Raw genomic sequence first — 26,920 nt, forward strand, 5'->3', positions numbered from 1 at the left:
GATCACGGGGGGAGTCGCACCCCTTTGGCCGCGAGATCGCGGTACTCGAAGCAGGTGTGCTCCCCCCAGGTCTTCGGCGCTCCGGGGAACAGCCTGGTGACCTCGACGCTCCAGATGCTCTCCTGCTTGTTCTGCCGGATCGTGCAGGTGATCTGGGCGAGAGCCTCCCTGGACATCTCCCCGGCGCCCGTGACGATCACGGTCAGCCGGTAGCCCAGGTTGCCCGACGGGTCGTTGCGCGGCGACTCGTCGCGGTACCTCGTGGTCTCGGTGTCGTGGTGGCTGAAGGAGCCGAGCGCGCTGGTCAGCTTCAGCTCCGGCTTCGGCGGCTGCTTGCCCGCCCTGAACAGGGCGTCGATGATGTTCTTCGCCGAGTTCGAGCCGACCGGGACGTTGGCGGGCTCCAGACGGCCGTTGTGGAGCAGGTAGACCGTCACCCACGTGGGGCTGTAGCTGATCACCGGGGGGCGTCCCAGGTCCTGCACCTCGGTCGGCGCGATCCCGCACGCGCTCAGCGTCAGGACGGCCGTCAGCAGGCAGGTGAGCCGCCGCGCGCGCCGCATCGCCGTTCTCCTCGTTCTCCTGGTGTCTCGGTTCATGCGGGGGGCAGCCAGACCGTGAAGAGCGTGCCCGGGTCCTGCGGGCGCACCGAGATCGTGCCGCCGTGCAGGTGCGCGTTGGCCCGCGCGATGGACAGGCCGAGACCGCTGCCGTCGCCCCTGGCCCCGGCCTTGTAGAAGCGGTTGAACACGTGCGGCAGGTCGGAGGCGGGGATGCCCTTGCCGTGGTCGCGCACCTTCACCTCAAGCCCGTTCGGCGTGCTCCGCGCGGTCACCACGACGGGGGGCTCGCCGTGGCGCAGGGCGTTGCCGACCAGGTTGGCCACGATCACGTCGAAGCGCCGGGGGTCGAGGGAGAAGGTCAGGCCCTGCGGCACGTTCGTCCGCACCTTGTCCAGCCAGCCCCGCACCTCAAGGCAGTCGCTGACCGCGTCGGCGACGTTCACGCTGTCCAGGTGCAGCGTCGCCGTCCCCGAGTCGAACCGGCTGGCCTCGATGAGCTGCTCGACCAGGGTCCGCAGCCGCGCGATCTCCCTGAGCACCAGCCGTACGGCCGCCGCGGGCTCGCTGGGCAGCCGGTCCGCCTCCTCGGAGAGCATGTCGGTCACCGCGGTCATCGCGGTCAGCGGGGTCCGCAGTTCGTGGGACACGTCCGCGACGAAACGGCGGGACATGGCCTCAAGCGCGCGCAGCTCGGAGACGCTGCGCTCAAGGGCGGCCGCGGTGTCGTTGAACGTCGCGGTCAGCTCGGCCAGCTCGTCCTGGCCGTGCACCGGCAGCCGGGTGTCCAGGTGGCCGGCGCCGAGGGCGCGCGCGGCGGAGCCGAGCCTCCTGACGGGCAGCAGCACCCGCCTGGCCGACAGCAGGGCGACCGCGAGCGCGATGCCCAGCATGATGACCCCCGCCGCCGCCAGGGGCTGGCGTAGGTCGTTCAGGAGCTGCTCCTCCTCGGACAGCGGGACGAAGGCGAAGATGCTCATCCCGGTCGGCTGGGCGGTGTGGATCGGCTCGATCCGCCACACCGGGGTGCCGACGATCAGCCACATGCGGCCGTTGATCCGCTGCCGTTTGATCGCGATCTTGCGGTCGGCCCCGAGGACGAGGTCGGTCGGGACGTCGTTCATGCTGAAGTCGCCGTCCGGGTAGAGGTACTCGTCCCGCGGCACGCGGGGGTCCTCGTAGCGGACGACGACGGCGCCGTTGGGGGTCCGCAGCCTCTTCTGCAGCTCGTCGATCTCCGTGTCGGTCGGCGGCGTCTCACCGGGCCAGAGGCCGCCGATGGGCACCCTTATCCCTTCGAGGGTGTTGCGCACGTCGCCGACCGCGACCTGTTCTGCGCGTTCGATCACCCGGGTCTTGACCAGCTCGTAGCCGATCCCCGCGACGAGGGAGGAGGCCGCGATGGCGATCAGGGTGAAGGTGATGACCAGGCGCCCGCGCAGGCCGGTGTAGATCCGTCTCACGGCGGACTGAAGCGGTAGCCGAAACCACGCACCGTGTGGATGAACTCGGGCTCGGCGGGCACCGCCTCGATCTTGGCGCGGACCCGCTGGACGCAGGCGTCGACCAGCCGGGAGTCCGCGACGTGGGTGTGGTCCCACACGGCCCGCAACAGGTATCTGCGGTTGAGGACCTGGCCGGGGTGACGGACCAGTTCGAGCAGCAGGCGCAGTTCGGTCGGGGTCAGGTGGACCTCCCGGCCGGCGAGCGAGACCTTCAGCGCCCCCCGGTCGACGACCAGGTCGCCGAAGGTGATGCGGTCGGAGGCCAGGGACTCGACCCGGCGCAGGACCGCGCGGATCCGGGCGTCGAGAACCCTCGGCTCGACCGGTTTGATCACGTAGTCGTCAGCTCCGGCCTCAAGCCCGACCACCACGTCCAGGTCGTCGCCCCGCGCGGTGAGCAGGATCACCGGGAGCTGGTCCAGCTTCCTGATCCTGCGGCACACCTCGACTCCGTCGATCCCGGGAAGCATGACGTCGAGCACGGCGATCTCGGGGCGGCGCGACCGGATGTGGTCGAGTGCCTCCTCGCCGGTGCCGTACGAGGTCACGGTGTGGCCCTGACGGCTCAGTGCCAGCTCAAGTCCCGTCCGGACCGAGGGGTCGTCTTCTACAAGGAGGATGCCAGCCACGCGGTCATTATTGTTGCAATGCCCGATAGCACCTGCCACGTCACGAAACTGTGACGAGGGTTGGGCGAGATCATGACGCTGTTCTGTGAGGCTTGACCGAGGCCGCTTCCCTCGGAACAGGGGCCCGTGGGACAGGTCTCCTGAGAAAAGTGTGATTAACATCACATTTGCCGGTCAGTGTCAAGGAAAGACCATGTAGTCACGCACCTAGGTCACACAAATCCCATTGGACGTTCCGTGAACAGCCGTCAACTCCATCGTTCGGGTTGCGAAGCACCCCCCAGAGCACGGCAAGCTCATAGGTCGTGAGTTCAGGATCACCGCACTTGAAGGAGCCCCGGGCTCCGCGTTCCCGTCGTACGGCCCGCTCCGACGGGACCGTCAAGCCGCGGGGATGGCTGACTCCCAAGCGCGCCGTCATCATCGGCACGTCGATCGTCGTGGTGGTCGGCGGCGGGGGCTTCACCGTCCACACCGCCATCCAGAACGCCTCGGCCACCTCCTCGGCGTCGGCGCTCTCGGTGGACGAACTGGCCAGGGTGTTCGGCGGCGGCGACCCGTTCGCGCCCGACCCCAAGACCGACGTCATGAAGGCGCAGGCAGCCCAGGCCGCCAAGGAGGACAAACTCAAGGCGGCGCGCGGCGACCGTGACCCGCTGGACCCGATCGTCATCCCGAAGAAGGCGCCGGGCGGCAACGGCTTCGACCCCAAGGCCTTCCCGCCGGGAAGCGCGAACCCCACCGGCAACAAGGCCCTCGGCAAGAGCATGCTTGAGGCCATGGGCTGGGGCGACCAGTGGGGCTGCCTGGAGAAGCTCTGGATGAAGGAGAGCGGCTGGAACGAGCGGGCGATGAACCGCTACAGCGGCGCCTACGGCATCCCGCAGTCCCTGCCCGGCAGCAAGATGGCCAGCGCGGGCAGCGACTGGCAGGTCAACCCGGCCACCCAGATCCAGTGGGGCCTCACCTACATCAAGGGGCGTTACGGCACCCCTTGTGGTGCTTGGGGCCATTCCCAGGCCACGGGGTGGTACTGAGACTCCAAGAGTCGGCAAGTCTGACCATCTCGAAGACGCGGGCGTCGCACGCTTGGGCGCATGGATGTAAAAGTCAGCGTCGTAGTGCCGGTGTACAACCCCGGTGATACCGCCGACGCGTGTATCCGGTCCGTGCTCGAACAGTCGATGTCCTCGGAGGAGTACGAGGTCATCTTCGCCGACGACGGATCGGACGACGGAATCCAGCTCCGCCTCGACGCCATCGCCGCGGTCCGCTCGAACGTCCGGGTCCTGCACCTCGGGCGGACCGGCTCGCCGATGCGCGGGCGCAACGTCGCCATGGCGGTCGCCAGGGGCGAGTACGTCTACCTGCTCGACCAGACCGACCGCCTCGACCGCCTCGCCCTTGAGCGCATGTACGACCGGGCGGTCGAGACCGGAGCGGACATCCTCATCGGGCGGCTGGCGGACGGCCAGGCGCCGCCGTCCAAGATCTTCGAACGCAACCGGGAGAACGCCGACCTGCTCGGGGACCGGCTGCTCACCCTGCCGACGCCGCACAAGCTGTACCGCAGGGAGTTCCTCGACGAGGAGGTGCTCACCTTCCCCGACCCCGGGGGGACGCTGGCCGAGCAGACGTTCGTGACCAGGGCCTACCTGCGGGCCAGGACGATCACCGTCCTGGCCGACCGGGTCTGCTGCCTCCTCGGGGAACGTCCGGCGCGTCAGGAGGACGACCCCTACGTCCACGCCACCGAACTACGCGAACTGCTCGACGTCGTCGACTACGAGGTCCCCCAGGGGCGGCGGCGCGACCGGATGTACGCCCACTGGTTCCGCACGGCCGTGCTGCGCCGTCTCGCGGGGGCCGGGTTCGTCACCTCGTCCAAGGACAGGGCGGCGACCTTCACGACCCTGCGCGAACTGGTCGTGCAGCGTTTCCCCCCACGCCTGGACCGCTACCTGCCCGTCCACATGCGTGTGCGCGCGGCGCTGCTGCGCGCGGGCAGGCTCGACCAGCTCGTCGAACTCGCCCAGGCCATGCGCGGCACCCGCCTGCGGGCCGACCTCAGAGGCCTGTCCTGGCAGGACGGCGCCTTCACCATGAACCTCGCCGTGGAGATCGTCCGCGCGGGCGGGGAACCGGTGCGGTTCGTCCGGTACGGCGAGGACGGCCTGGCCTGGGAGCCGCCCGTCCCCCTCGACGGCCTCAGCCTGCGGCCCGAGCTGGCCGACGTCACCCACGCCGCCTCCCGGGCCAGGTTCGAGGTCTACGTCAGGCACGAGGAGAGCGGGCTCATCTACTTCCTGCCCGTCACCTGCTCGGTGATCCAGAGCAGGCACCACAACGGGGTCAGGCTCCAGGTCACCGGATCGGCCAGGCTCGACGCCTCCTCCGCGGCCCTCGGGGAGGCGCTGCCCCCCGGCCTGTGGGAGGTCCACGTCCGCATGTACGGCGGCCCCCACCAGGTCCGCGCCCGGGTGACCGGCTCCCCGCCGAACCGCACCGGGACACTGGCCGACCACTCCGAACGCCTGGTCATCCCCTGGTGGTCGGACCGGGGAGAACTCGGCGTGTGTGTCGAGCCCCGCTCGTTCGCCGAGTCGATCGCACTGGTCTCCCCGGGGGCGACCGTCACCTCGCGGCGCGACCACGTGTTCGTCGTGGTGCCCGTGCCGTACGTGCCGCCGAGCGGGGGGCCCGCGGCGGAGCTGGTGCTGCGCAGGGCCAGCAGGGGGGAGCACGAGATCTGCGCGCCCGCGCTGGTCGAGCCGGGCGTGCCGGGGCAGCTCGCCGGGCGGCTCGTCGCCAAGGTGCCGGTACGGCGGGTCTACCGTGAGGGTTTCCTCGCCCCCGGCGACTGGCGGCCGTTCCTGCGGATCGGGGACCGGGAGGTCGGACTGCGCTTCAAGGTCGGGATGAGCCTCGGTGGCCGGGTCGAGGTCCGCGCGGCCTCCGCCGCGAGGAGACCGGCCCCGCGTTACCCGCTGTTCAAACGGGTGGCGTTGCGCATCCCGGGGGTTCGCAGGGTCGTCAGGGTGACGAGGGCCGCCCAGCGGCGTTACGTGCCCGGCTGACCCGGCGGGACCGAGCCCGGCCGGCCGCTGAGCCGGTGCAGCCGCAGGGCGAGCTGGACCTCCAGGGCCCGTTCCGGGGCCTGCCAGCCCGGCCCCAGGAGCTGCGCCACCCGGTCAAGGCGCTGGGTGACCGTGTTGACGTGGATGTGCAGGGCCTCGGCCGTACGGGACAGGGAGCAGCCGGTGCCGAAGTAGGCGGTGAGCGTGCGCACCAGCGCCGTCCCCCGCCGGGCGTCGTAGTCGAGCACCGGGCCCACGGTCGCGGTGAGGAACGCCTCGATGTCACGGCCTCCGCCGACGAGCAGCCCGACGAAGCCGAGCTCGGCGACGCCCGCGCCCTCTCCCTCGCGGCCCAGGGCCACCAGGGCGTCCGCGCAGCGCCTTGCCTCCTGGTGGGCCCCGGCCACCTCTCCGGGGCCGCGTACGGGGCCACAGGCGCCCGCCGTCGCCGGACGGCCGAGGGCGGCGCCGAGTTCGGCCGCGACCCGCCTGGCGAGCGCGCCGGGGTCCTCGCCGGGCAGCAGCAGCACGACCTCGTCCCCGCACTGGGCCGCCAGGCCGCGGTTGAGCGCGGCGTGCGAGGAGGCCCAGAACGCGGCCCGCTCCCGCTCGTCGCCGTAGCGGGCCACGACGACCACGTGGGCGGCCCCGAGATCGACGCCGACCCGCCTGGCCCGCTCGGTCAGGCCGTCCATGCCGGGACGGGAGATCAGGTCTTCGAGCAGCTCGCCCCTGACCCGGCCCTCGGCCTCGGCGACCGTACGGCGGAACAGCGTCAGCAGCGCGGTGACCAGCGCCGCCCGTTCCAGGATGCGCTGGTCGGTGTCGGCGACCGGTTCCGCGGCCCGCAGCACGAGCGTGCACAACGGTTCCGCGCCCACGTCGACCGAGGCGACCAGCAGGTTGCCCCTCCTGACCGTACGGCCGAGCGCGCGGGACGTCCTGGCCGCCTCGGCGATCACCGCCGTGACGCCCTCGCCCAGTTCGCCCGGGTCGCCGGCGATCGGCCGTCCCGCGTCGTCGAGCACGACCAGCGAGCCGCCGAGCACCTCGGTCACCACGGCGGCCACGTCCTCGACGCCGCCGCCGCGCAGCACCAGCCCGGCCATCCGGTCGTGGGCGTGCGCCGCCCGCTCGACGGCCCCGCTGTGGGCGCTGGCCAGGCGGCTGGTCTCGCTCAGCTCCTCAAGGGCGTTCCTGGTCTCCTGCAGCAGCCTGGCGTTGTCGATCGCCACCGCCGCGTGCGCGGCCAGCGAGCCCAGGAGCACCACCTCGTCCTGGCTGAAGGGCCGCACGCCGCGGTTGGCCGCGAACAGCACGCCGATGACCCGGCCGCCGAGTTTGAGCGGGACGCCCAGGATGGCGACCAGCCCCTCCTCGACCACGGCGTCGTCGATGTCCGTGTTGTGGCGGAAACGGGGGTCGGCGAAGTAGTCGGCCGTCGAGTACGGCGTCGCCGTCTGGGCCACCAGCCCGCCGAGCCCCGCCCCCATGGGCAGCCGCAACGCCCTGAACTTGGCCGAGACCGAGCCGTCGGTCACTCGCATCCAGGTGTCTCCCCGGTCGGGGTCGTGCAGCGTCATGTAGGCGGCGTCGGTGCCGAGCAGCTGCCTGGCCCGGCGCACGATGGCCTCAAGGACGGCGTCGAGGTCGCGCAGCCCGGCCAGGTCGCCCGCGGTGTCGAACAGCGCCGACAGCTCGGCCTCACGCCGGGCCCTGCGCCGCAGCAGCTCCCGCACCCGCAGCGCGACGATCTTGGCCTCCTCCAGGTCGGCCAGCGTCGCGGCGTCCGCGCCCGCGCTCCTGGCGGCCAGGACCGGGCCCTCGAACTCCACGGCGGACGCCTCCCTGGCCAGTAGTTCGAGGAAGACCCGCGCGCTCATGACGTCATTGTCGCGCCCGCCCCGGCGGTGGCTCTCAGCGGGCCGTCCAGCCTCCGTCGAGAGGCAGGGAGGCCCCGGTGACGAACGAGCCGTGCGGGCCGCACAGGTAGGCGACCAGCTCGGCCACCTCCTCCGGTTCGATCAGCCGCTTGATCACCGCCGGGCCGAGCATGATCCGTTCCACGACCTCGTCCCTGCCGATGCCGTGGTTCCTCGCCTGGTCGTCGATCTGCTCCTCGACCAGGGGCGTGCGGACGTAGGCGGGGTTCACGCAGTTGGAGGTGACGCCGTGTTCGGCGCCTTCGAGCGCGACGACCTTCGACAGCCCTTCGAGGGCGTGCTTGGCCGTGACATAGGCCGACTTGTACGGCGAGGCACGCAGGCCGTGGACCGAGGAGACGTTGACGACCCGCCCCCAGCCCCGCCGGTACATCCCCGGCAGCACCGCCCTGACCAGCAGGAACGGCGCCTCGACCATGACCTTCAGCATGGTGGAGAACACCTCGGGCGGGAACTCCTCGATCGGCGCCACGTGCTGGAACCCGGCGTTGTTCACCAGGACGTCCACGTCGGCGGGGACCAGGTCGACGAAGCCGGGCGAGGCCAGGTCGGCGACGACCGGCGTCCCGGCGACCTCCCTGGCCACCTCGGCGGCGGCCCCCGCGTCCCTGTCCAGCACGACCACGTGCGCCCCGGCGGCGGCCAGCCGGTGCGCGCACGCCCGTCCGATCCCGCTGCCCGCCCCGGTCACCAGGGCCAGTCGCCCCGCCAGATCAGTCATGACGTCGAATGTAGTGTCCGGTCCCGCCGATCCGGTGGACGCCAGGCCCGTCAGCCGACGGGGTAACGGATGACGGTCCGCTGCTTCTCCAGGGCGGTGCGGCGGAAGTCCGACAGGTAGATCTCGTGATGCCTGCCCGCCAGGGCCAGGCCCTGCCCGGTGATGAACTCCATCAGCGTCTTGACCGTCGCGGGCTCCTCGCTGAAGGGGCCGACGTGCAGGATCTGGGCCGACCTGCCCTCGTTCATGGTGCCCAGCCGCAGGCCGTCGAGCCGCGTCCCGGGCCGCTTACGCCGTACGGTCTCCACCGCCCGCTCGACGATCTCGGCGGTCACCTGGGCGGGCTGGGGGATGAGGGCCGTCCAGCGCATGGCGGACAGGTCGCCGGGGTCGCCGTCCCAGAGCCCTTCGAGGGGGGCGACCGAGTAGGTCACGACCGGCTTCAACTCGGCGCGTACGGCGTAGGCCACGCCGTACAGGGCGGCGACGGCGTCGAGGTACGACTCGTCCGAGGGGGCGCCCGAGCCGTCGAACATGAGGCAGGGCAGTTCGGGGACGTCGAGGAGGCGCGGGGTCGCGGTGGCCGTGTAGAGGTCGCGGTGGATCTGCTTCATGCCGTAAGGCTGGACTCTCCCACGGGGGGAGAGTCCAGTCGCCTCAGACGGAAACCGGGTAGGTCAGCGTGAGCTCGTCACCGGGCATGCCCCTGATGCCCCAGTTGACCTGCGGAGACTCGATGATCACGATCTCCAGGTCGGCGGCGGGCAGGTCGAGTCGCTCCTGGGCCCTGGCGAACAGCGTGCGGATGAGGTCGCGTTTGGCCTCGTCCGTCCTGCCGGTGAAACAGACGATCTCCACGATGAGGTACCGCTCGCTCCGTTGCGGGCAGAGGAGGTCCTCGGCGTCGAGCAGCAGGAACCGGTGGAAACGCTTGTCCTCGGGCAGCCGCCACACCTCGGTGAGGCACGCGTGCAGGGTGTCGGACACCTCCCGGCGCCGGTCGGCCCAGACGTCGCGGCGGCCGTAGATCTTGATCTGTGTCATGTCCGGGAGTCTCCCCGATCCTCGGGAGCCGACGGCGGCCGGGTCATGGAGAGCACGTCGAGCAGCGCGTCGAGCTGCTCCTCGGTGAGGGCGCCGTTGGCGACGTGACCGCGCTCGACCACGACCTCCCTGATCGTCCTGCGCTGTTCCAGGGCCTGCTTGGCGATCTTCGCGGCCTCCTCGTAGCCGACGTGCCGGTTGAGGGGGGTGACGATCGAGGGGGACGATTCGGCGTATTCGAGCAGCCGGTCCACGTTGGCGGTGATCCTGATGACGCAGCGGTCGGCCAGCAGCCGGGAGACGTTGGCCAGCAGCCGGATCGACTCCAGCACGTTGCGGGCGATGACGGGCAGCATCACGTTGAGCTCGAAGTTGCCCGAGGCCCCGGCGAAGGCGATGGCCGCGTCGTTGCCGATGACCTGGGCCGCGACCATGCACACGGCCTCGGGGACGACGGGGTTGACCTTGCCCGGCATGATCGAGGAACCGGGCTGGAGGTCGGGGAGGTTGATCTCCCCGAGTCCGGTGCGCGGCCCCGAGCCCATCCAGCGCAGATCGTTGGCGATCTTGTTGAGCGAGACGGCGACGGTGCGGAGCTGGCCGGACAGCTCCACGATGGAGTCCCTGGCCCCCTGCGCCTCGAAGTGGTCGGGGGCCTCGGAGAACGGCAGGCCCGTCGCCTCGCGGAGTTTCTCGATGACCTTGGGGGCGAAGCCGGGCGGGGTGTTGATCCCGGTCCCCACGGCCGTGCCGCCGAGCGGCAGCTGCACGAGGCGGGGGATCACCCCGCGAACCCTGGTGATGGCGTTGTCGATCTGGGTGGCGTAACCGCCGAACTCCTGCCCCAGCGTCACCGGGGTGGCGTCCATCAGGTGCGTACGGCCCGCCTTGACCACGTCCTCGAACTGCAGCGCCTTGTTCCTGAGCGCGGTCGCCAGGTGCCGCAGGGACGGGATCAGGTGGTAGGTCACCTCGGTCGTCGCCGCGACGTGGATCGAGGTCGGGAACACGTCGTTGGAGGACTGCGAGGCGTTGACGTGGTCGTTCGGGTGGACGGGGCGGCCGAGACGCTCTTCGGCGAGGGTCGCGATCACCTCGTTGGCGTTCATGTTGGAGGAGGTGCCTGAGCCGGTCTGGAAGACGTCGACGGGGAACTCGGCGTCCCACTCGTTCTCCGCGACGTCCGTCGCCGCCTCGGCGATCGCCTCGGCCATCTCCTTGTCGAGCACGCCGAGCTCGGTGTTGACCTCGGCCGCGACGGCCTTGATCAGGCCGAGTGCCGCGATGTGCGCGCTGTCCAGGCCACGGCCGGAGACGGGGAAGTTCTCGACGGCCCGCTGTGTCTGCGCCCGCCACTTCGCGTCCGCCGGGACCCGCACATCGCCCATCGAGTCATGTTCGATCCGAAACTCGCTCATGCTTCCAGTTTGCGCCTTCGCCGGACACGGACGCCTGGGGTGACGTGACCATACCTGAGGGCGTTTGCGAGACTCCTCCCACAGTTGTGGCCGCCCTGTCCGTGCCGGAAGGTCCCGCCCAGGAAAGGACGCCGTTGAACGCCGTGCTCGCCGAGACGGTCTCGGTCCTCCTGCTCCTGGCGGTGCTGGCCTGCGCGGTCATCCGGCCGTGGGGCTGGCAGGAGGCCGTGGTCGCGGTCCCCGCCGCCGGAGCGGTCGTCGCGATCGGGGCGATCTCCGTGGAACAGGCCGTCGCCGAGATGGCCCGGCTGGGACCGGTTGTCGGCTTCCTGGCGGCCGTGCTCGTCCTGGCCAAGCTGTGCGACGACGAGGGGCTGTTCCACGCCTGCGGCGTCTGGATGGCCCGTGGCGCGGCGGGACGGCCACGTCACCTGCTGGCCCAGGTGTTCGCCGCGGCCTCGCTCATCACCGCGGTGCTCAGCCTGGACGCCACGGTCGTGCTGCTGACGCCGGTCGTGCTCGCCACCGCCGCCCGGCTCGGCGCCCGCCCAGGGCCGCACGTGTACGCCTGCGCCCACCTGTCGAACACGGCCTCGCTGCTGCTGCCGGTCTCCAACCTGACGAACCTGCTCGCCCTCGCCGCCAGCGGCCTGAGCTTCACCCGGTTCACGGCCCTGATGGCGCTGCCCTGGCTGGTCGCGGTCGGGGTGGAGTACGTCCTGTTCCTGAGGTTCTTCGCCACGGACCTGGACGCGGGGGCCGTGGCCCCGGCCGTCGCCGAGCCTCGTGAGACACCGGTCTTCGCGCTGGTCACCGTGGTGTGCACGCTGGCCGGGTTCGTGGTCGCCTCCTGGCTGGGGATCAACCCCGCGTGGGCGGCCCTGGCGGGCGCGGCCGTACTCGCCTGTCGTGCCCTGGCCAGGGGGCACACCACCCCGGTGGCCGTCGTGCGGTCGGCCGCGGTGCCGTTCCTGGCCTTCGTCCTGGCGCTGGCCGTCGTGGTGCGGGCGGTGGTCGGCAACGGTCTCGCCGACGCGCTCGGTCACCTGGTCCCGGGTGGCACCGGCCTGCCGGCCCTGCTGGGGATCGCGGCGCTGGCCGCGGTCCTGGCGAACGTGATCAACAATCTGCCCGCCGTACTGGTCCTGCTGCCGCTGACCGCCCCCGCCGGGCCGGGCGCGGTCCTCGCGGTGCTGATCGGGGTGAACATCGGGCCCAACCTCACCTACGCCGGGTCCCTGGCGACCCTGCTGTGGCGGCGGATCGTGCGCGAGCACGACACCGGGGTCGGGCTGGGGGAGTTCACCCGGCTCGGCCTGCTCACCGTCGGCGCCACGCTGCCGCTCGCGGTCGTGGCGCTGTGGGTGTCCCTGAACGTGATCGGGGTCTGACCCGGCGACGCCCCGTGGCGCCCGGCCCGTCGCCGGGCGCCACGGTTCAGTCGGCTCAGCCGGTTCAGCCGGTCAGGAAGGACACGCCCAGGATGACGATCACCACCAGGGCGACGGCCGCCACGCCCATGAGGACGAGCACCCCGGCCCGGCTCCCTGAGGACTTCCGCTGGGGCGCCTGACCGTTCTGGGCGGAGGGGCCGTTCTGCCCGGCGATGGCGAACAGGTCGGTCCCGAGCCCGTGGGAACGCACGCCGTCCCCCGGCTGCCCGGCGGGCGCCCAGGGACCCTGCGGCGGCCCCTGCGGCGGCGGTCCTTGCGGCGGCGGTACGGCTCCGCCGGGCGGGAAGCCCGGGGAAGGGGGAGGGGCCGAGGGACCCGCGACCGGTCTGTCCAGCACCGGAGGGGCAGGCGGGGAGGGAGTCCGCGCTCCCGCGACCGGCGTTCCGAGGCCGGGTACGGCAGGGCGCCCGCCGACCGGCGCGGGGGCCGTCGGCGGGACGGGAGCGGCGGCCTGCGGACCGGGAGGCAGGCGCAGACCCCCCTTGGGGCGGATGACCACCACCGTGCGGTTGGCGTCGAACTCCTCGTCGTCTCCCTGCGAGGAGACCGGAGCGGGAGCCGGCGCGGAGGGCTGGGCGGGAGCCGGAGCCGGAGCCTGTACGGGCGGCTGGGCCGTGGAGGGGCGGGACGGGGACTGGACGGGGTTGACGGGTACCCCGGCAGGCCTGGACGCCTCAGGGACGGCCTTCGCGGCAGTGTCTCCGGTGCCTCCGGCGGCTGTTCCGGACGCCGCCTTCTGGGAGGCCGCCTTCTGGGACGCGCCGGGGGACTCCAGGGGCGGCACGACCGGGATGGACCCGGTCGGGGTGTCCGCGACGGTCCTGAGCATCGCGATCGCCTGCAGGTGTGAGGGACGGGCGGTGTGGTCCCGCTCCAGGAGGTGTTCGAGCACCGGCCGGAGCGGGCCGGCCTGGGTCGGCGGATCGGCCTTGTCCGTCATCAGCGCGGCCAGGGTCTCGGCCACCGAGGAACGCTCGTAGGCCGGACGGCCCTCGACGGCGAAGTACAGCGTCGCGCCGAGCGACCACAGGTCGGACTCGGGACCGGTGTGCTCACCGCGTGCCCGCTCCGGCGCCGTGTAGCCGGGCGAGCCGATCACCATGCCGGTCTTGGTGAGGCTGCTGTCCCCCTCCGCCTTGGCGATGCCGAAGTCGGTGAGCACCACCCTGCCGCTCTCGGTGACCAGCACGTTGCCCGGCTTGACGTCCCGGTGCAGGATGCCCTGGTCGTGGGCGGCGCGCAGCGCGCCGATCAGGTCCACGCCGATCTCGGCGACGAGCCGGGGCGGCAGCGGCCCCTCCTCCTCGATGACCTGTTCGAGGGAGCGGGCCTGGACGAGCTCCATGATGATCCACGGGCTGCCGTCCTCGACGATCGCGTCGTGGACGGTGGCCACCGAGGGATGACTGATGCGGGCTGCCGTACGACCCTCACGGATCATGCGCTCCCGAAGTTCGGCGCGTTGTGCCTCGCTGAGCCCGGGCTCCTGACGGATCTCTTTGATCGCGACCTCACGACCGAGGGAACGGTCGTGGGCACGCCAAACGGTCCCCATCGTCCCCCGGCCGAGCGGTGTGATCAGCTCGTAGCGGTCAGCGAGCACGCGCGTCTGCTGTTCCGGCATGAGAAGAAGATAGCGATTCTTCCTTGAAGCTCGCTTTATCTTCGCTTACGGAGCTCCTTAGGCCACAACAGCCGAGGGAGTACCAGGCGGATCAGGGGCGTGACGAAACGGACAAACGGCCGCGGTTCCGGGGCCTGGCTCATCGGCTTGCGGTGCATCCCCTCCGCCGGGCGGCGGTGCGCCCTGGACGAGGGCGGCGGGTACGGCGGGGGCGGCGCGGGAGGCTGCGCCACGGTCTGCGGAGGCGGAGGGATGAGCGGGGGCGGCGGCAACGGAGCGGAACCCGCGCGGTGCAGCCCACGGTGCTGCGGACGACGGTTGAACGACGGGACCGTGAGCGTCGCGGTGTTCCTGCCGATCCTGCCCGTGGTCCTGGCGAGCGGCTCCTCCGCCGTCCCGCCCGCCGCGACCCTGGCGAGCATCATCGAGGCGCGCACCGCGTCGAGCCTGGCCGCCGGGTCGATCATGAGCAGGCCGCGCAGTACCGGGGTCAGCGGGCCGGCCTTCTCCATCGGAATCGGCTCACCGCTGGTCAACGCGGCCAGGGCGGCGGCCGCCGTACGGCGTCCGTGCAGGCCGCGGCCCTCGACGGCGGTGTAGAGGGTCGCGCCGAGCGACCACAGGTCGGCCGAGGGGGTTGCCTTGGCGCCGAGCACGCGCTCGGGGGCGATGTATCCGGCGGAGCCGAGCACGATGCCCGCCTGGGTGATCGACACGTCGCCTTCGAGCGCGGCCAGGCCGAAGTCGGTGAGCACCGCCCGGTCGTCGGTCACCAGGACGTTGCTCGGCTTGACGTCCCGGTGCAGGATCCCCTTGGCGTGTACGGCCCGCAGCGCCCCGAGGACCTGGCGGCCGATCTCGGCGGTCTCGCGGGGCGGCAGCGGTCCCCGGTCCTGCAGGAGCTGCTCCAGGGATCTGGCGCGCAGCAGCTCCATCACGATCCAGGGACGCTCGTCCTCCGTCACGACGTCGAAGACGGTGATGACCGAGGGATGGGCGACCATCGCGGTCGCCCGCCCCTCACGCTCGGTCCTGGCGCACAGTTCCGCCCGCAGGTCCTCGTCCAGGACGAGGGGCAGCCGCACCTCCTTGACCGCGACCTCGCGGTCGAGCAACTCGTCGTGCGCGCGCCAGACGGTACCCATGCCGCCGCGCCCGACCGGCTCGGAAAGCCGGTAGCGCGCTGCAAGGAGGTATCCGGAGGGCGCACGCATGATGGGCAGCTTACCGATTTGCGTAATGCGACCAGTAGGGACCGGGCCGAAACTTCTTGCGTTCTTCGGTCAGATTTTCGCGCTCGTCGCTGTCGAGAAGCGCCGCTTCACGTCGTCCCAGTTGATCAGCGACCACAGCTTCTCGACGTAGTCGGGGCGCACGTTGCGGTACTGGAGATAGTAGGCGTGCTCCCAGGCGTCGAAGACCAGCAGCGGCGTGGTGTTCAGCCCGACGTTGCCGTGGTGGTCGTAGATCTGCTCGACGACCAGGCGGCGGCTGAGCGGCTCCCAGGCCAGCACGCCCCAGCCGGAACCCTGCACCCCGGCGGTCGCGGTGGTCAGCTGCTTCTGGAAGGCCTCGAACGAGCCGAAGTGCTCGTCGATGGCGGAGGCCAGCTCACCGTCGGGGCGGTCGCCGCCGTCGGGGGAGAGGTTCTCCCAGAAGATCGAGTGCAGCACGTGGCCGGACAGGTTGAAGGCGAAGGTCTTCTCAAGGCCGACGAGACCGCCGAACTCGCCCTTGTCGCGGGCCTCGGCCAGCCGCTCCAGGGTGTCGTTGGCGCCCTTGACGTAGGCGGCGTGGTGCTTGGAGTGGTGCAGCTCCAGGATCTCGCCGGTGATCGCGGGCTCAAGCGCCGCGTAGTCGTAGGGCATATCCGGAAGGGTGTACTCACCCATGAAGGTCTACCTCCTCGTTGGTCGGTACTTCGCCGACACTACTGCCGGATACATGCATGTGCATCAGACTTGCGACCTAGGACTCTCAGTAGTTGCAAGTAATTCGCAATTACATCATGATGGCAGGTGTCAGCTGGTCCGGAGGGGGTCCCGCACACCCGTACGGCGCGGCGCGGCACGGACGTCCGTGTGGTCCGGGTCGTCCCGAGCCGGTCGGATCGAGGGCGTTCGCACCGTCCTCCCGCGCGGGACCTTTCTCAGCCCTCTCCCGGCGGATCGCTGAAGGCCCATCCCGTCCACGACGTCACCTCGATGAGCACGACGGGGCCGTGCGGAGGCCGTTCGCGATACTGCGGGTAGCGCCGGGCCAGACGGGCCAGGGCGCGCTCCCTGCCGGGCCCGTCCGTGACGATCCTGGCCCTGCCGTCGGCACGGACCCACCACAGCCGCGTCCAGTCGTCCTCGTAGTGGTCGGCCAGCAGGCACACCCGGTCGTCGGCGGCGATGTCACGCAGCCGCCGCAGATCCGTCGTGCGCTTCGGCTTGTGGTCGATCGCGAAGGCGACCGTGTCGCCGTCCACGTCGAAGGTCACCGGGACGATCCGGGGCGCGCCGGCGGTGACGGCGGTACCGGCGCTGACGGTTGCCAGGCGGGCGACCCTGGCGGTCACGAACAGGGCCCGCGCCCGTGAGGTGTCCATCCGGCCATTGAAACGCGGCCGCCGGAACACCTTGGCAGGGACGCAAAACGGAACACGGAAAAGGGGGCGAGGATCTCCCCGCCCCCTCCCAGGGTCGTCTCAGGTCAGCGCCGCCCGATGGACAGCACCGGCCCCGTGCGGTCGGTGAAGAAGTCGTCGCCCTTGTCGTCGACCACGATGAACGCCGGGAAGTCCTCGACCTCGATCTTCCAGACGGCCTCCATGCCCAGCTCCGGATACTCCAGGACCTCGACCTTCCTGATGCAGTCCTGGGCGAGCCGGGCGGCGGGGCCGCCGATGGAGCCGAGGTAGAAGCCGCCGTGGGTCGCGCAGGCGTCGGTGACCTGCTTGGAGCGGTTGCCCTTGGCCAGCATGACCATGGAACCGCCCGCGGCCTGGAAGCGCTCGACGTAGGAGTCCATGCGGCCCGCCGTCGTCGGCCCGAACGATCCGGAGGCGTATCCCTCGGGGGTCTTGGCGGGACCGGCGTAGTAGACCGCGTGGTCCTTCATGTACTGCGGCATCTCGCCGCCCGCGTCGAGCAGCTCGCCGATCTTGGCGTGCGCGATGTCGCGGGCCACGACCAGCGGGCCGGTCAGGGACAGGCGGGTCTTGACCGGGTACTTGGTCAGCTCGGCGAGGATCTCCGGCATCGGGCGGTTGAGGTCGATCCGTACCACGTCGTCGGACAGGTGCTCGTCCGTGGTCTCGGGCAGGAACCTCGCCGGGTCGGTCTCCAGCCGCTCAAGGAAGATCCCGTCGGCCGTGATCTTGGCCAGCGCCTGGCGGTCGGCGCTGCAGGAGACCGCGATGGCGACCGGGCAGGAGGCGCCGTGCCGGGGCAGGCGGATGACGCGGACGTCGTGGCAGAAGTACTTGCCGCCGAACTGGGCGCCGATGCCGAGCTTCTGGGTGAGCTCGAAGACCTTCGCCTCAAGCTCGGTGTCGCGGAAGCCGTGGCCGCTGGGGGAGCCCGAGGTGGGGATGGAGTCCAGGTAGCGGGCGCTGGCGTACTTGGCCGTCTTCAGGGCGAACTCGGCCGAGGTGCCGCCCACGACGATCGCCAGGTGGTACGGCGGGCACGCGGCGGTGCCCAGGGAACGGATCTTCTCCTCAAGGAAGGCGAGCATCCGCTTCTCGTTGAGGACCGCCTTGGTCTCCTGGTACAGGAAGGACTTGTTGGCGCTGCCGCCGCCCTTGGCCATGAACAGCAGCTTGTACTCGTCGGGGTGCCCGTTGGGGTCCTCGGCGTACAGCTCGATCTGGGCGGGCAGGTTGGAGCCGGTGTTCCTCTCCTCCCACATGGTGATCGGGGCCATCTGGGAGTAGCGCAGGTTCAGCCTGGTGTAGGCGTCGTAGACACCGCGCGAGATGTGCTCGGCGTCCGCGCCGTCGGTGAGCACGTGACGACCCCGCTTGCCCATGACGATCGCGGTGCCGGTGTCCTGGCACATCGGCAGCACGCCGCCCGCCGAGATCGAGGCGTTCTTGAGCAGGTCGAGTGCGACGAAGCGGTCGTTCCCACTCGACTCGGGGTCGTCGACGATCTTGCGAAGCTGGGCCAGGTGGGAGGAGCGAAGGTAGTGGGAGATGTCGTGGACGGCCGTCTCGGTCAGCAGTCGCAGCGCCTCGGGATCGACTTCGAGGAACCTGCGGCCCGCCGCCTCGACGACACGCACCCCCTCGGTGCTGATCAGGCGGTACTCGGTCTCGTCCTGTCCCAGCGGAAGCAGGTCGGTGTAGTCGAACTCGGGCATCGTCCTCGGTCCTCCGTGCCGGTGGCCTTCTCCGGTCTCATAGAGGGTACGGCCTGCCGCTCACGCCTCCTCGCCGTGGTCGGGCACCACAAACCCACCCAAAGGCATATATCAACATTTGGGCCTTTAATGACGGCTTTTCGACCACCCTTCGCGAAGAAGAGGAGAAAGGTGGAAAGAGAGAAGGCCGGAGGACGTCATGAGAACCGTGGACACCATCCTGAGCAGCAACATCGTGATGCTCGCGATCCTGGCTCTCCTCGTGGTCGCGGGACTGGCGGTCTCGCTGATCGCGATAGCGCTGGCGACCATCAGAAGCAACGAAGGCGAGGCGCCCCAGCAGCCGGCCGACATCTCCAAGGCGGAGCAGCGCAGGCGCCGGCTGGAGAGGAGTGACCTGCCCAGCCAGCGCAGCGCCCCGGAGCAGAGCCCCGGACAGATCCAGGGACAGACCCACGAGCGGCTCAACCACTGACCTCCGGAGGAGGCGACGGATCAGACCGCCTTGAGGAAGCCGCCGTCCACCACGAAGTCGGCCCCCGTGGTGCTGGCCGACCTCGGGGAGGCCAGCAGCGCGACCGCGTCGGCCACCTCCTGCGGGTCGACCAGGCGGCCGGTGGTCAGGCGCATCATCTCCGGCGCCAGGCGGTCCATCACGCTGTCCCGGTCGGAACCCGTCATCGAGGCGATGACATCGGCCGCGCCGCCCTGCTTGGTCCACCACGGCGTGCGGACCGGACCGGGGGAGACCGTGTTCACCCGGATGCCCTGCGGGCCGAACTCCTCGGACAGAGCCTTGGTCAGGTTGTTCACGCCCGCCTTGGCCGCGCCGTAGTCGACGTTCATCTGCGAGGGCTGCCTGGCGTTGACCGAGGAGACGTTGACGATCGCCCCGCCGCCCCGCCGCAACATCAGCGGGACGGCCGCCCGTACGGCGCGCACCACCGAGAACAGGTTGAGCTCGAACACCGTCCGCCAGTCGTCGTCACCGGCCTCGAAGAACGACGAACGCGGCAACGTCACCCCGGGCGGCGGCCCTCCGGCGTTGTTGACCAGGATGTCCAGCCCGCCGAACTCCTCAACGGCACGGGCGACCACCAGTCCGGGAGCCGACGGCTCCATGAGGTCGACCGCGACGTGCACCAGGTCGTCTCCGGCGAGCGCCTCAAGTCCCGGGCTGCTCCCGCGCGAGGCGGCGACCACCCGGGCGCCCTCGGCCAGCAGGGTGCTCACGACCGCCAGCCCGATTCCCTTGGACGCCCCGGTGACGACGGCCACCTGTCCGGACAGTCGCAGGTCCATGTGTCCTCCTCCAGTCGAACCCCGCGACCCGGTCCCGGGCCGCGGTTGTCGAAGGTAGTCCGGCCGCCCGCCCCGGCCCCGGCGCAGGTCGGACGGGTAATTCGCGCGGGAATCGGCCGTCGTTATGTCGATGTCCACGGCCGCCGTCATACCGTGTGCGGCGATGGGTCTTGTGGTCGGGCCGACGGTGTTATACGCCTGCCGGTAACGGCCAGGACACGCTGGAGGCGGCATGGGCGAAGGATCGTGCGAAACACGACGTCGGGAGAGACCATGACCCTCGTCCCCGCGGGTACCTCCACCCTGGCGCCGTGGGCGCTGTGGATCACCCCGGAGACGGCGGGCTGGAACCACGCCGGGCTCCGCCTGCTCACGCTCTCCGACGAGAGCGTGCTCTTCTGCACCGGCGACGAGGAGATGCTGGTCCTGCCGCTCTCCGGTTCGTGCCGGATCGAGTGCGACGGCGTACGGCTCGCCCTCGAAGGGCGTGTCTCCGTCTTCCACGCGGTCAGCGACTTCGCCTACCTGCCCGTCGGCGCGACGGTCAGGATCACCGGCGCAGGCCGCTTCGCCTTCCCCACGGCCCGCGCGAGCAGAAGCTTCCCCGTCAGGTACGGCCCCGCCCGCGAGGTGCCCGTCGAGGTGCGCGGGGAGGGCCGGACGAGCAGCCAGATCAACGGCTTCTGTGCCCCCGGCGCCTTCGAGTGCGACCGGCTCGTCGCGGTCGAGGTGCTCACCCCGGGCGGCAACCGTACGCCCTGCCCGCCGTACGAGCACGACGCGACCCCGGAGTGCGGGGCCGTGCGCGAGCGGATCTACTACTTCGAGGGCGGGCCCGGCTACCAGCGGATTCACGGCGCCCACGAGACGGTGACCGAGGTCTCCTCAGGGGACGTGGTGCTCGTCCCGCACGGCTGCCACGGCCCGTCGACGGCGGCGCCGGGCCACGACCTCTACCACCTGAGCGTGCTGGCCGGGCCCGAGCGCCCGGCGGCGGCCACCGAGATCCGGGCGCACGGCCAGGCCCCCGACGACCCGCGCCTGCCCATGACGAAGGCGCCCTAGACGGCCTCCCGGACGCAACCGTGGACAGGGCCCGCGGGCAGGGAGGGCCGGAAGCCTCCGGCGAGCCGGGAGACCGCAGGACCGGGGCGCTGCCGTACCCGACGGTCAACGGACGCTCACGCGGAGGCTTCACGGGTTCCCCGGAAGGTTATGGTCGAGAGGTGGACAGCTACCCTCCCCCGGCGCCTCGCGATCCCGTGTACGAACCGCGTCCCGGTGATCTGAGGGCGGGCAACGACGACCGGGAACGCGTGGCGGCGGTGCTGGCCGACGCGCTCGCCGACGGCAGGCTCACCCCCGACGAACACGAGGAACGCCTCACCGCCGTCTACCAGGCCAGGACCCTGGGTGAGCTCGCGGCGTTCACCACGGACCTGCTCCCGCCGGAGGAGCAGCCCCTGCGCACCGACGTCCGGCCCGTCATGGCCCTCTTCGGCACCCAGACACACGCGGGCCGCTGGGTGGTGCCCACCCGCTACTCCGCCACCGCCATCTGCGCCAACGTCACCCTCGACCTGCGCGAGGCGGTGCTCCAGTCGAGCCACGTGACGCTGAACGTCACCGTGATGGCCGCCACCCTCACCCTGATCGTCCCCGAGGGGGTGCGCATCCTGATGTCCGGGTCGGGGTTCATGGCGGGAAGGAAGAACCAGGTCCCGCCCTCCCCGGACGGGCCGGTGATCGAGATCACCGGCCTCGTCACCATGGGCAACGTCGTCGCCAAGTCACCCAAGCGTCCCCGCAGGCCGTGGTTCCGCCGCCGGTCGGCGTGACGGGTCAGCTCGCGTCGTCGAAGTTGATCGCGCTGTAGGCCCGCAGCTTCCAGAGCTGGTGCTCGCTCTCGATCTTGCGGATCGTGCCGGAACGGCCCCGCATGACCAGAGAGTTGGTCACGGCCCGCCCGCTCCGGTAGCGCACGCCCTGCATCAGCTCACCGTCGGTGATCCCGGTCGCGGCGAAGAAGACGTCGTCCGACCTGACCAGGTCGTCGGTGGTCAGCGTGGCGTCGAGGTCGAGACCGGCGTCCAGCGCCCTGCGCCGCTCGGCGTCGTCCTGCGGCCACAGCCTGCCCTGGATGACCCCGCCCAGGCACTTGAGCGCGCACGCCGCGATGATGCCCTCGGGCGTGCCGCCGATGCCGAGCATCAGGTCGACGCCCGTGCCCGCGCGGGCCGCCATGATGGCACCGGCCACGTCGCCGTCGGTGATGAGCTTGATCCGGGCGCCCGCCTCCCGGATCTGCCGGATGACCTTGTCGTGGCGCGGCCGGTCGAGGATCACCACGGTCACGTCGGAGGGCGCGCCGCCCTTGGCACGTGCCACCGCGGCGATGTTGTCGGCGACCGGGGCGTTGATGTCCACCGCGTCGGCCGCCTCGGGCCCGGTGACCAGCTTGTCCATGTAGAAGACGGCCGACGGGTCGTACATCGAGCCGCGCTCGCTGACCGCGATGACCGAGATGCCGTTCGGCATGCCGAGCGCGGTCAGCCGGGTGCCGTCGATCGGGTCGACGGCCACGTCGCACTCGGCGCCGCTGCCGTCGCCGACACGCTCACCGTTGTAGAGCATCGGCGCGTTGTCCTTCTCACCCTCGCCGATCACCACCACACCGCTCATCGACACGGTGTTGATCAGCTGGCGCATGGCGTTCACCGCGGCGCCGTCCGCGCCGTTCTTGTCACCCCGCCCGACCCAGCGGGCCGCGGACATCGCCGCCGCCTCGGTCACCCGGACGAGTTCGAGGGCGAGGTTGCGATCAGGTGCGTGTTCACCCGTGGCCAGTTCGGCAGGGACGGTCGTCTGATCGGACATGGCGGAGGGCCCCTCTCGTGGATTGCTGCACATCGATCGTAGTTGTCCCTCTTCTGACCGAGCAGCGGAGGATAATGTCCCCACGATGAGCCGTGACACGGAACGGGAACCCGCGGGCCTGACCGCACGCGCCTCGGAACGAGGCGCCGCGACACGTACGGCCCTGCTCGCCGCCGCCAGGGAGGCCTTTCTCACCGGTGGTTTCGCCGACACCGGCGTCACCGACATCGTCTCCAGGGCCGAGGCGAGCGTCGGCAGCCTCTACCACCACTTCTCCGGCAAGGCCGACCTCTACCTGACGCTGTTCGAGGAGTTCCAGGAGCGGCAGGCCCGGCGGACCAGGCAGGCCGTCCACACGGCCCGCGCCACGGGTGAGGACGACCCCGTGCGGCTGTTCGTCGCGGGCGCCCGTGCCTACCTCGACGGCTGCCTGGCCGAACGCGAGATCGCCGCGCTGTTCCTGCGCGGTGACGGGCCGCCCGGCTTCGAGGTCGTCATGCGCGAACGGCTGCGCCGGTGGACCAGGCGCAGCGCCAGCCTGTTCGACGGCGAGAACGCGCTGGTCGTGGTGCTCACCGGGGCGCTGGACGCCGCCGTCATCGAGGTCGTCCTGTCACCGGACGAGGAGACTTCCCGCGTCCTCGCCGAGAACGTACTGGGCATCATCGGGCAGATCCGGCGCCCCTGAGGCGGGAGCGCCCCCGTGAGCGGATAGTCTCGATGGTCGTGAGACGGTTCACTCAGGGCTTCTACGGATACGCGTTCGCGATGATGGTCTGTCTCGCGGGCGTCGGTGTCTTTCTCCTGGTGACCCCGCAGAGCCGTACCGAGCACATTCCCAAGGTCGACTACTCGATCGACGTGGCCAACATGCGCCGGGACGCGCCGTACCAGGTGTGGTCCCCCGCGTCCGTGCTCGCCAACTGGGTGCCGACGAGTTCGCGGATGACCAAGGGCAAGGACAGCGAGGGCAAGGCGACCGTGACCTGGCGGCTCGGCTTCGCCACCGCCAAGCGCGCCCACGCCCTGATCGCCCAGAGCGACGAACGGCCCGCCGCGGGGTTCGCCAACCGGATGGCCAACAGCGACCGGCCCCAGGGCAGCCTCCAGATCGACGGGGTGACCTGGGAGAAGCGCTTCCGCGAGGACAAGAACCAGCGCTCCCTGGTGCAGGTCCTGCCCGACGTCACACTCGTCGTCACCGGCACCGCCCAGTGGGACGAGCTGTCCGCCCTGGCCGCGACCCTCAAGCAGCAGACCAAACTGACCTAGAAGGGCTGGAAGGGCGCGTCTCCCGCCGGGTCCGGCCCCCTGCGCTGTGCCATGGCCGCCGCCAGCTTCACCCGGGCGCCCTGCAGCCACTCCTCGCACAGCGCCGCGAGCCGCTCGCCCCGTTCCCACAGCTGGATGGACTCCTCCAGGGTGAGCCCGCCCGCCTCAAGACGGCGGACCACCTCGGTCAGCTCCTCACGCGCCTGCTCGTACGACGGTGTCTTCTCATCGGCCACGCCCCCACCCTAGGGCTTGTTCCGCGGGGCGCGGCCTGGGCGACCTCGGTAGGTGGAAAGTTCCGCGGACAGGCCTCTGACGGGGACCCGCCGACCGCCGACGATCTTCCGCCTGGGAGACTGGGCCGGTGAGTGTTCGCCCCGCGACATCCGAGGACATCCCCGAACTGGTACGGCTCCGCCAGATCCTGGCCGACCGCATGGCGATGGACGGCAGTTTCCCGATCGACGGAGGCTGGCGTGAGTCCTACGCCGACAGCCTCAGCGAGCGGATCGGCAGCACCGACACCGCCGTCTACGTGGTCGACGCCCCCGAGGGCGGACTCGCCTCCTGCGGGGTCGGTCTCATCTTCGACCGCTTCCCCGGCCCCGGCCTGCCCGACGGACGCTACGGCTACATCCAGGGCATGACGACCGACCCCGCCCACCGCAGGCAGGGACACGGCAGGGCCGTGCTGGCCGCCCTCATGGCGTGGTACCGCGCCAGGGACATCCGCAGGATCGACCTGCACGCCACCTCCGACGGGGCGCCGCTCTACCGGGAGATGGGCTTCACCGCCGACGGCTACCCCTCGCTCACGTGGCGGAGTCCCGTCTGACGGTGACCCGGTCGTCGGGGAACCTGATCGTCAGCTCGGCGCCGGGGGCGACGTCGGCCGCCCGCCGTACGACCTCGCCGCCGGGGCGCTGCACGATCGCGTAGCCGCGCTCCAGCGTCGCCGCGGGCGACAGCGCGACCAACCGGGCCCGCAGATGCCCCAGGGCGTCCTCCGCCCGGTCGAGGGAGGCGCCCAGGGAGCGCCGGGCACGGTCCCTGAGCTGCTCGGCCTGCTCGGCCCTGCGCTCGATCTCCCGGACCGGGTCGGCCAGCGCGGGCCGGGACCGTACGGCCGCCAGCCAGGTCAGCTCGCGGTCGAGCCACCCGCCCGCGACCCTGCGCCCCCGGTCACGTAGCTGGCGCACCAGCGTGAGCTGCTCACCGACGTCGGGCACGACCTTCTTGGCCGCGTCCGTGGGGGTCGAGGCCCGCACGTCGGCGACCATGTCGAGCAACGGGTTGTCCTGCTCGTGGCCGATGGCGCTGACCACCGGCGTACGGCAGGCCGCCACGGCCCTGACCAGCGACTCGTCGGAGAAGGGCAGCAGGTCCTCAAGGGAGCCGCCGCCCCGCGCGATGACGATGACCTCGACCTCGTCGTCCGCGTCGAGCCCGCGCAGCGCCTCGGTGACCTCGGTCACGGCGTACGGCCCCTGCACGGCGACTGTCTCCACCTTGAACCGCACCGCGGGCCAGCGGCGCCGCGCGTTCTCCAGCACGTCGCGCTCGGCGGCCGAGTCACGGCCGCAGATCAGCCCCACGACGCCGGGCAGGAACGGCAGCCGCCGCTTGCGGTCCACCTTGAACAACCCCTCGGAGGCGAGCAGCTGGCGCAGGCGTTCGAGCCTGGCCAGCAGCTCGCCGACCCCCACGGGGCGCATCTCCAGGGCCGTGAAGGCGAAGGAACCCTTGTTGACCCAGAAGTCCGGCTTCAGGTGCATGACGACCCGGGCGCCGTCCACCGGGCGGGGGACGGTCGCCTCGTACACGCCGCGCGGGCAGGTGACACGGGCCGAGACGTTGGCCACCGGGTCGCGCAGCGTCAGGAAGACCGTGCCACCCCGGGCGGTCAGCTCGGTGATCTGCCCCTCGACCCACACGGTGCCGAGTTTGCCGATCCAGCCGCCGACCATCTGCAGCACCGTGCGGACGGGAAGCGGCTGTTCGGGGGTGGTCTTCGAGGTCATGTCCGCAGAGCCTACGCGGCCCGGGCCGTCATTCGGCGGCCTGGAGCTTGGCCAGGCGGTTCTCGTACATGCGCACTACCTCGGGCCTGGCGGAGGTGGCCCGCTCGTAGGCGAGCAGCTCACCGATCTGCTCGGCGGACTTGCCGCGCATCCGGGCGCGCAGAGAGGCGATCGTCAGGGTGGCGTACCCCGGCATCGGCTCCACGAGCGCGCTCTCCTCCTCGGCCGCCTTCGTCCCTGAGGCCTCTGAAGGCTCAACGGTCTCAACGGTCTCAGCGGCCTTGGGAGTCTTGGCGGCTTCGGGGGCCTCGGTGGTCTCAGCCTGCGGGGCGGCCTTCTCCGGGGTCCCGGTGGTGGTCTCAGCGAGGGGCTCGGCAGGGGCCTCCGCAGGGGCGTCCGTGGAAGCCTCAGCGGGGACTTCGGCGGGGGTCTCGGCCGAAGGCTTGGCGGGGACGTCGGCGGGGGCGCTCACGGCGGCGTCGGTGGGGGCGTCAGCCGGGGCGGCGGAGGTTTCCTCGGCGACCTCACCGACGGGCTTCGCGGCGGGCTCGGCGACGGCCTTGGTGGTCTCGGCCTGTGGGGCGGCCTTCTCCGGGGTCTCGGTGGCGGGCTTCGCGGTGGGCTCGGTGGCGGCCTCGGTGGTGGACTTCGCGGTGGGCTCGGTGGCGGGCTTCGCGGGGGCGAAGATGACGGGTTCGGGGCGCGTCCTGGCGCCGTTCGCCTCGGCCTTCGGCTCGACGGGCTCGGCGGTCTCCTTGGCGGCCGTCCTGTCGGGACGCGGGGCGAAGATCACCGGCTCCCTGCGGGCGGGCTTGTCGTCGGCGGCCTGCTCGGCGGTCTCGGTGGTTTCGGTCTCCTCCTCCACGTCCTGCCCGGCGAGGCGCCTGATCCTGTCCTTCACTCGGCCGCCGAACTGCAGGGCCTGGCCGACCCCGCTCAGCGTGCTCTGCAGCACGTAGAGCGGCAGATCCTTGGTCTTCTCCTTGAACTCCTCACGGCTGGAAAGCGCCTCGCGCACGTTTCTGGTGACATTGCGAATGATGTCGGGGACTGACATGTCGTCTCCCTGATGGATCTGTTTGGGTCGTTCCGTATGGCAAGTGTCGGGCAAGACGATGCCTCA

Annotated in this window: 27 protein-coding genes; 9 read left to right on the top strand and 18 right to left on the bottom strand. The window is 71.1% G+C overall.

Annotation, left to right across the window (positions count from 1 at the left end; translation table 11 throughout):
• Nucleotides 1–2: 2 nt before the first annotated feature.
• Genes ABZ470_RS24765 through ABZ470_RS24775 form a run of 3 tightly spaced genes read right to left on the bottom strand, consistent with a single transcriptional unit; the run spans nt 3 to nt 2,694 of the window.
• Nucleotides 3–563, bottom strand: coding sequence for a hypothetical protein (locus tag ABZ470_RS24765; RefSeq protein WP_352013799.1), 561 nt, complete (start codon nt 561–563; stop codon nt 3–5).
• A 32-nt stretch (nt 564–595) separates the two neighbouring features.
• Nucleotides 596–2,023, bottom strand: a complete 1,428-nt coding sequence (locus ABZ470_RS24770) for an ATP-binding protein (RefSeq protein ID WP_352013798.1) — start codon at nt 2,021–2,023, stop codon at nt 596–598.
• Nucleotides 2,020–2,694, bottom strand: coding sequence for a response regulator transcription factor (locus ABZ470_RS24775; RefSeq protein WP_352013797.1), 675 nt, complete (start codon nt 2,692–2,694; stop codon nt 2,020–2,022). Before ABZ470_RS24775 ends, ABZ470_RS24770 begins: the two co-directional genes overlap by 4 nt.
• Before the next feature lie 326 nt (nt 2,695–3,020).
• On the opposite strand from ABZ470_RS24775, the gene ABZ470_RS24780 reads away from it, so the two are divergent.
• Nucleotides 3,021–3,731: a lytic transglycosylase domain-containing protein gene (locus ABZ470_RS24780; protein WP_352013796.1), complete on the top strand. Its 711-nt coding sequence runs from the start codon at nt 3,021–3,023 to the stop codon at nt 3,729–3,731.
• Nucleotides 3,732–3,791: 60 nt separating this feature from the next.
• A complete protein-coding gene (locus ABZ470_RS24785) occupies nt 3,792–5,771 on the top strand; it encodes a glycosyltransferase family 2 protein (RefSeq protein ID WP_362914136.1) in 1,980 nt (659 codons plus the stop codon).
• On the opposite strand, the gene ABZ470_RS24790 is transcribed toward ABZ470_RS24785, so the two are convergent.
• The 5 genes from ABZ470_RS24790 to ABZ470_RS24810 are packed head-to-tail and all read right to left on the bottom strand — an operon-like array spanning nt 5,756 to nt 10,897.
• Complete coding sequence (locus tag ABZ470_RS24790; protein WP_362914137.1) at nt 5,756–7,654, bottom strand: GAF domain-containing protein; 1,899 nt, start codon at nt 7,652–7,654, stop codon at nt 5,756–5,758. The genes ABZ470_RS24785 and ABZ470_RS24790 overlap by 16 nt on opposite strands.
• 34 nt (nt 7,655–7,688) lie before the next feature.
• Nucleotides 7,689–8,435, bottom strand: coding sequence for a 3-hydroxybutyrate dehydrogenase (locus tag ABZ470_RS24795; protein WP_352013793.1), 747 nt, complete (start codon nt 8,433–8,435; stop codon nt 7,689–7,691).
• 50 nt (nt 8,436–8,485) lie between these two features.
• Nucleotides 8,486–9,049 carry a GyrI-like domain-containing protein gene (locus ABZ470_RS24800; protein ID WP_362914139.1) on the bottom strand — a complete coding sequence of 188 codons (564 nt, stop codon included), beginning with the start codon at nt 9,047–9,049 and terminating at the stop codon, nt 8,486–8,488.
• Between the two features lie 43 nt (nt 9,050–9,092).
• A complete protein-coding gene (locus tag ABZ470_RS24805) occupies nt 9,093–9,479 on the bottom strand; it encodes a tautomerase family protein (RefSeq protein ID WP_362914141.1) in 387 nt (128 codons plus the stop codon).
• Nucleotides 9,476–10,897: a class II fumarate hydratase gene (locus ABZ470_RS24810; RefSeq protein ID WP_362914143.1), complete on the bottom strand. Its 1,422-nt coding sequence runs from the start codon at nt 10,895–10,897 to the stop codon at nt 9,476–9,478. The genes ABZ470_RS24805 and ABZ470_RS24810 overlap by 4 nt, the downstream gene beginning before the upstream one ends.
• A gap of 143 nt (nt 10,898–11,040) precedes the next feature.
• Here ABZ470_RS24810 and ABZ470_RS24815 point away from each other — a divergent pair, with 143 nt between their 5' ends.
• Entirely contained in the window at nt 11,041–12,288 is a 1,248-nt protein-coding gene (locus ABZ470_RS24815) for an SLC13 family permease (protein WP_362776848.1), read from the top strand.
• 64 nt (nt 12,289–12,352) lie between these two features.
• Here the strand turns inward: ABZ470_RS24815 and ABZ470_RS24820 are convergent, their stop codons facing one another.
• The 5 genes from ABZ470_RS24820 to ABZ470_RS24840 all read right to left on the bottom strand — a co-directional run bounded on the left by ABZ470_RS24820 (nt 12,353) and on the right by ABZ470_RS24840 (nt 18,325).
• Entirely contained in the window at nt 12,353–13,975 is a 1,623-nt protein-coding gene (locus ABZ470_RS24820; RefSeq protein WP_362914145.1) for a serine/threonine-protein kinase, read from the bottom strand.
• A 35-nt stretch (nt 13,976–14,010) separates the two neighbouring features.
• Nucleotides 14,011–15,189 (bottom strand): serine/threonine-protein kinase, encoded by a 1,179-nt coding sequence (locus ABZ470_RS24825; RefSeq protein ID WP_352013788.1) that lies wholly within the window; start codon nt 15,187–15,189, stop codon nt 14,011–14,013.
• 69 nt (nt 15,190–15,258) lie between these two features.
• A complete protein-coding gene (locus tag ABZ470_RS24830; protein ID WP_352013787.1) occupies nt 15,259–15,867 on the bottom strand; it encodes a superoxide dismutase in 609 nt (202 codons plus the stop codon).
• A gap of 257 nt (nt 15,868–16,124) precedes the next feature.
• The gene (locus tag ABZ470_RS24835; protein WP_362914147.1) at nt 16,125–16,568 is read right to left on the bottom strand and encodes a TIGR03668 family PPOX class F420-dependent oxidoreductase; all 444 of its coding nucleotides are present in this window, start codon (nt 16,566–16,568) and stop codon (nt 16,125–16,127) included.
• A gap of 104 nt (nt 16,569–16,672) precedes the next feature.
• On the bottom strand, nt 16,673–18,325 hold the full coding sequence (locus tag ABZ470_RS24840; RefSeq protein WP_362914149.1) for a fumarate hydratase: 1,653 nt from the start codon (nt 18,323–18,325) through the stop codon (nt 16,673–16,675).
• Nucleotides 18,326–18,524: 199 nt separating this feature from the next.
• Here ABZ470_RS24840 and ABZ470_RS24845 point away from each other — a divergent pair, with 199 nt between their 5' ends.
• Nucleotides 18,525–18,800, top strand: coding sequence for a hypothetical protein (locus tag ABZ470_RS24845; protein ID WP_362914151.1), 276 nt, complete (start codon nt 18,525–18,527; stop codon nt 18,798–18,800).
• Between the two features lie 20 nt (nt 18,801–18,820).
• On the opposite strand, the gene ABZ470_RS24850 is transcribed toward ABZ470_RS24845, so the two are convergent.
• Nucleotides 18,821–19,627: an SDR family oxidoreductase gene (locus ABZ470_RS24850; protein ID WP_362914153.1), complete on the bottom strand. Its 807-nt coding sequence runs from the start codon at nt 19,625–19,627 to the stop codon at nt 18,821–18,823.
• 273 nt (nt 19,628–19,900) lie between these two features.
• Between ABZ470_RS24850 and ABZ470_RS24855 the strand changes: the two genes are divergently transcribed.
• Together ABZ470_RS24855 and ABZ470_RS24860 are read left to right on the top strand one after the other, a co-directional pair.
• Entirely contained in the window at nt 19,901–20,692 is a 792-nt protein-coding gene (locus ABZ470_RS24855; protein WP_362914155.1) for a 5-deoxy-glucuronate isomerase, read from the top strand.
• 161 nt (nt 20,693–20,853) lie between these two features.
• On the top strand, nt 20,854–21,465 hold the full coding sequence (locus ABZ470_RS24860) for a DUF1707 domain-containing protein (protein ID WP_352013781.1): 612 nt from the start codon (nt 20,854–20,856) through the stop codon (nt 21,463–21,465).
• A gap of 4 nt (nt 21,466–21,469) precedes the next feature.
• Here ABZ470_RS24860 and glpX read toward each other — a convergent pair whose 3' ends face one another.
• Nucleotides 21,470–22,504, bottom strand: coding sequence for a class II fructose-bisphosphatase (gene glpX, locus ABZ470_RS24865; protein ID WP_352013780.1), 1,035 nt, complete (start codon nt 22,502–22,504; stop codon nt 21,470–21,472).
• Nucleotides 22,505–22,589: 85 nt separating this feature from the next.
• Between glpX and ABZ470_RS24870 the strand changes: the two genes are divergently transcribed.
• The gene (locus tag ABZ470_RS24870; RefSeq protein WP_362914158.1) at nt 22,590–23,192 is read left to right on the top strand and encodes a TetR/AcrR family transcriptional regulator; all 603 of its coding nucleotides are present in this window, start codon (nt 22,590–22,592) and stop codon (nt 23,190–23,192) included.
• Nucleotides 23,193–23,224: 32 nt separating this feature from the next.
• On the top strand, nt 23,225–23,776 hold the full coding sequence (locus ABZ470_RS24875) for a DUF4245 domain-containing protein (protein ID WP_362914160.1): 552 nt from the start codon (nt 23,225–23,227) through the stop codon (nt 23,774–23,776).
• Here the strand turns inward: ABZ470_RS24875 and ABZ470_RS24880 are convergent.
• Nucleotides 23,773–24,012: an exodeoxyribonuclease VII small subunit gene (locus ABZ470_RS24880; RefSeq protein WP_352013777.1), complete on the bottom strand. Its 240-nt coding sequence runs from the start codon at nt 24,010–24,012 to the stop codon at nt 23,773–23,775. The genes ABZ470_RS24875 and ABZ470_RS24880 overlap by 4 nt on opposite strands.
• A gap of 128 nt (nt 24,013–24,140) precedes the next feature.
• Here ABZ470_RS24880 and ABZ470_RS24885 point away from each other — a divergent pair, with 128 nt between their 5' ends.
• Nucleotides 24,141–24,611, top strand: coding sequence for a GNAT family N-acetyltransferase (locus ABZ470_RS24885; RefSeq protein ID WP_362776607.1), 471 nt, complete (start codon nt 24,141–24,143; stop codon nt 24,609–24,611).
• On the opposite strand, the gene xseA is transcribed toward ABZ470_RS24885, so the two are convergent.
• Together xseA and ABZ470_RS24895 are read right to left on the bottom strand one after the other, a co-directional pair.
• Nucleotides 24,589–25,797 carry an exodeoxyribonuclease VII large subunit gene (gene xseA, locus ABZ470_RS24890; protein ID WP_362914162.1) on the bottom strand — a complete coding sequence of 403 codons (1,209 nt, stop codon included), beginning with the start codon at nt 25,795–25,797 and terminating at the stop codon, nt 24,589–24,591. The two genes, ABZ470_RS24885 and xseA, sit on opposite strands and share 23 nt — an antisense overlap.
• A gap of 28 nt (nt 25,798–25,825) precedes the next feature.
• Nucleotides 25,826–26,854, bottom strand: coding sequence for a hypothetical protein (locus tag ABZ470_RS24895; RefSeq protein WP_362914164.1), 1,029 nt, complete (start codon nt 26,852–26,854; stop codon nt 25,826–25,828).
• Nucleotides 26,855–26,920 lie beyond the last annotated feature (66 nt).

Source organism: Streptosporangium sp. NPDC020072 (assembly GCF_040631445.1).
In the GTDB taxonomy this organism is placed as follows: Bacteria; Actinomycetota; Actinomycetes; order Streptosporangiales; family Streptosporangiaceae; genus Streptosporangium.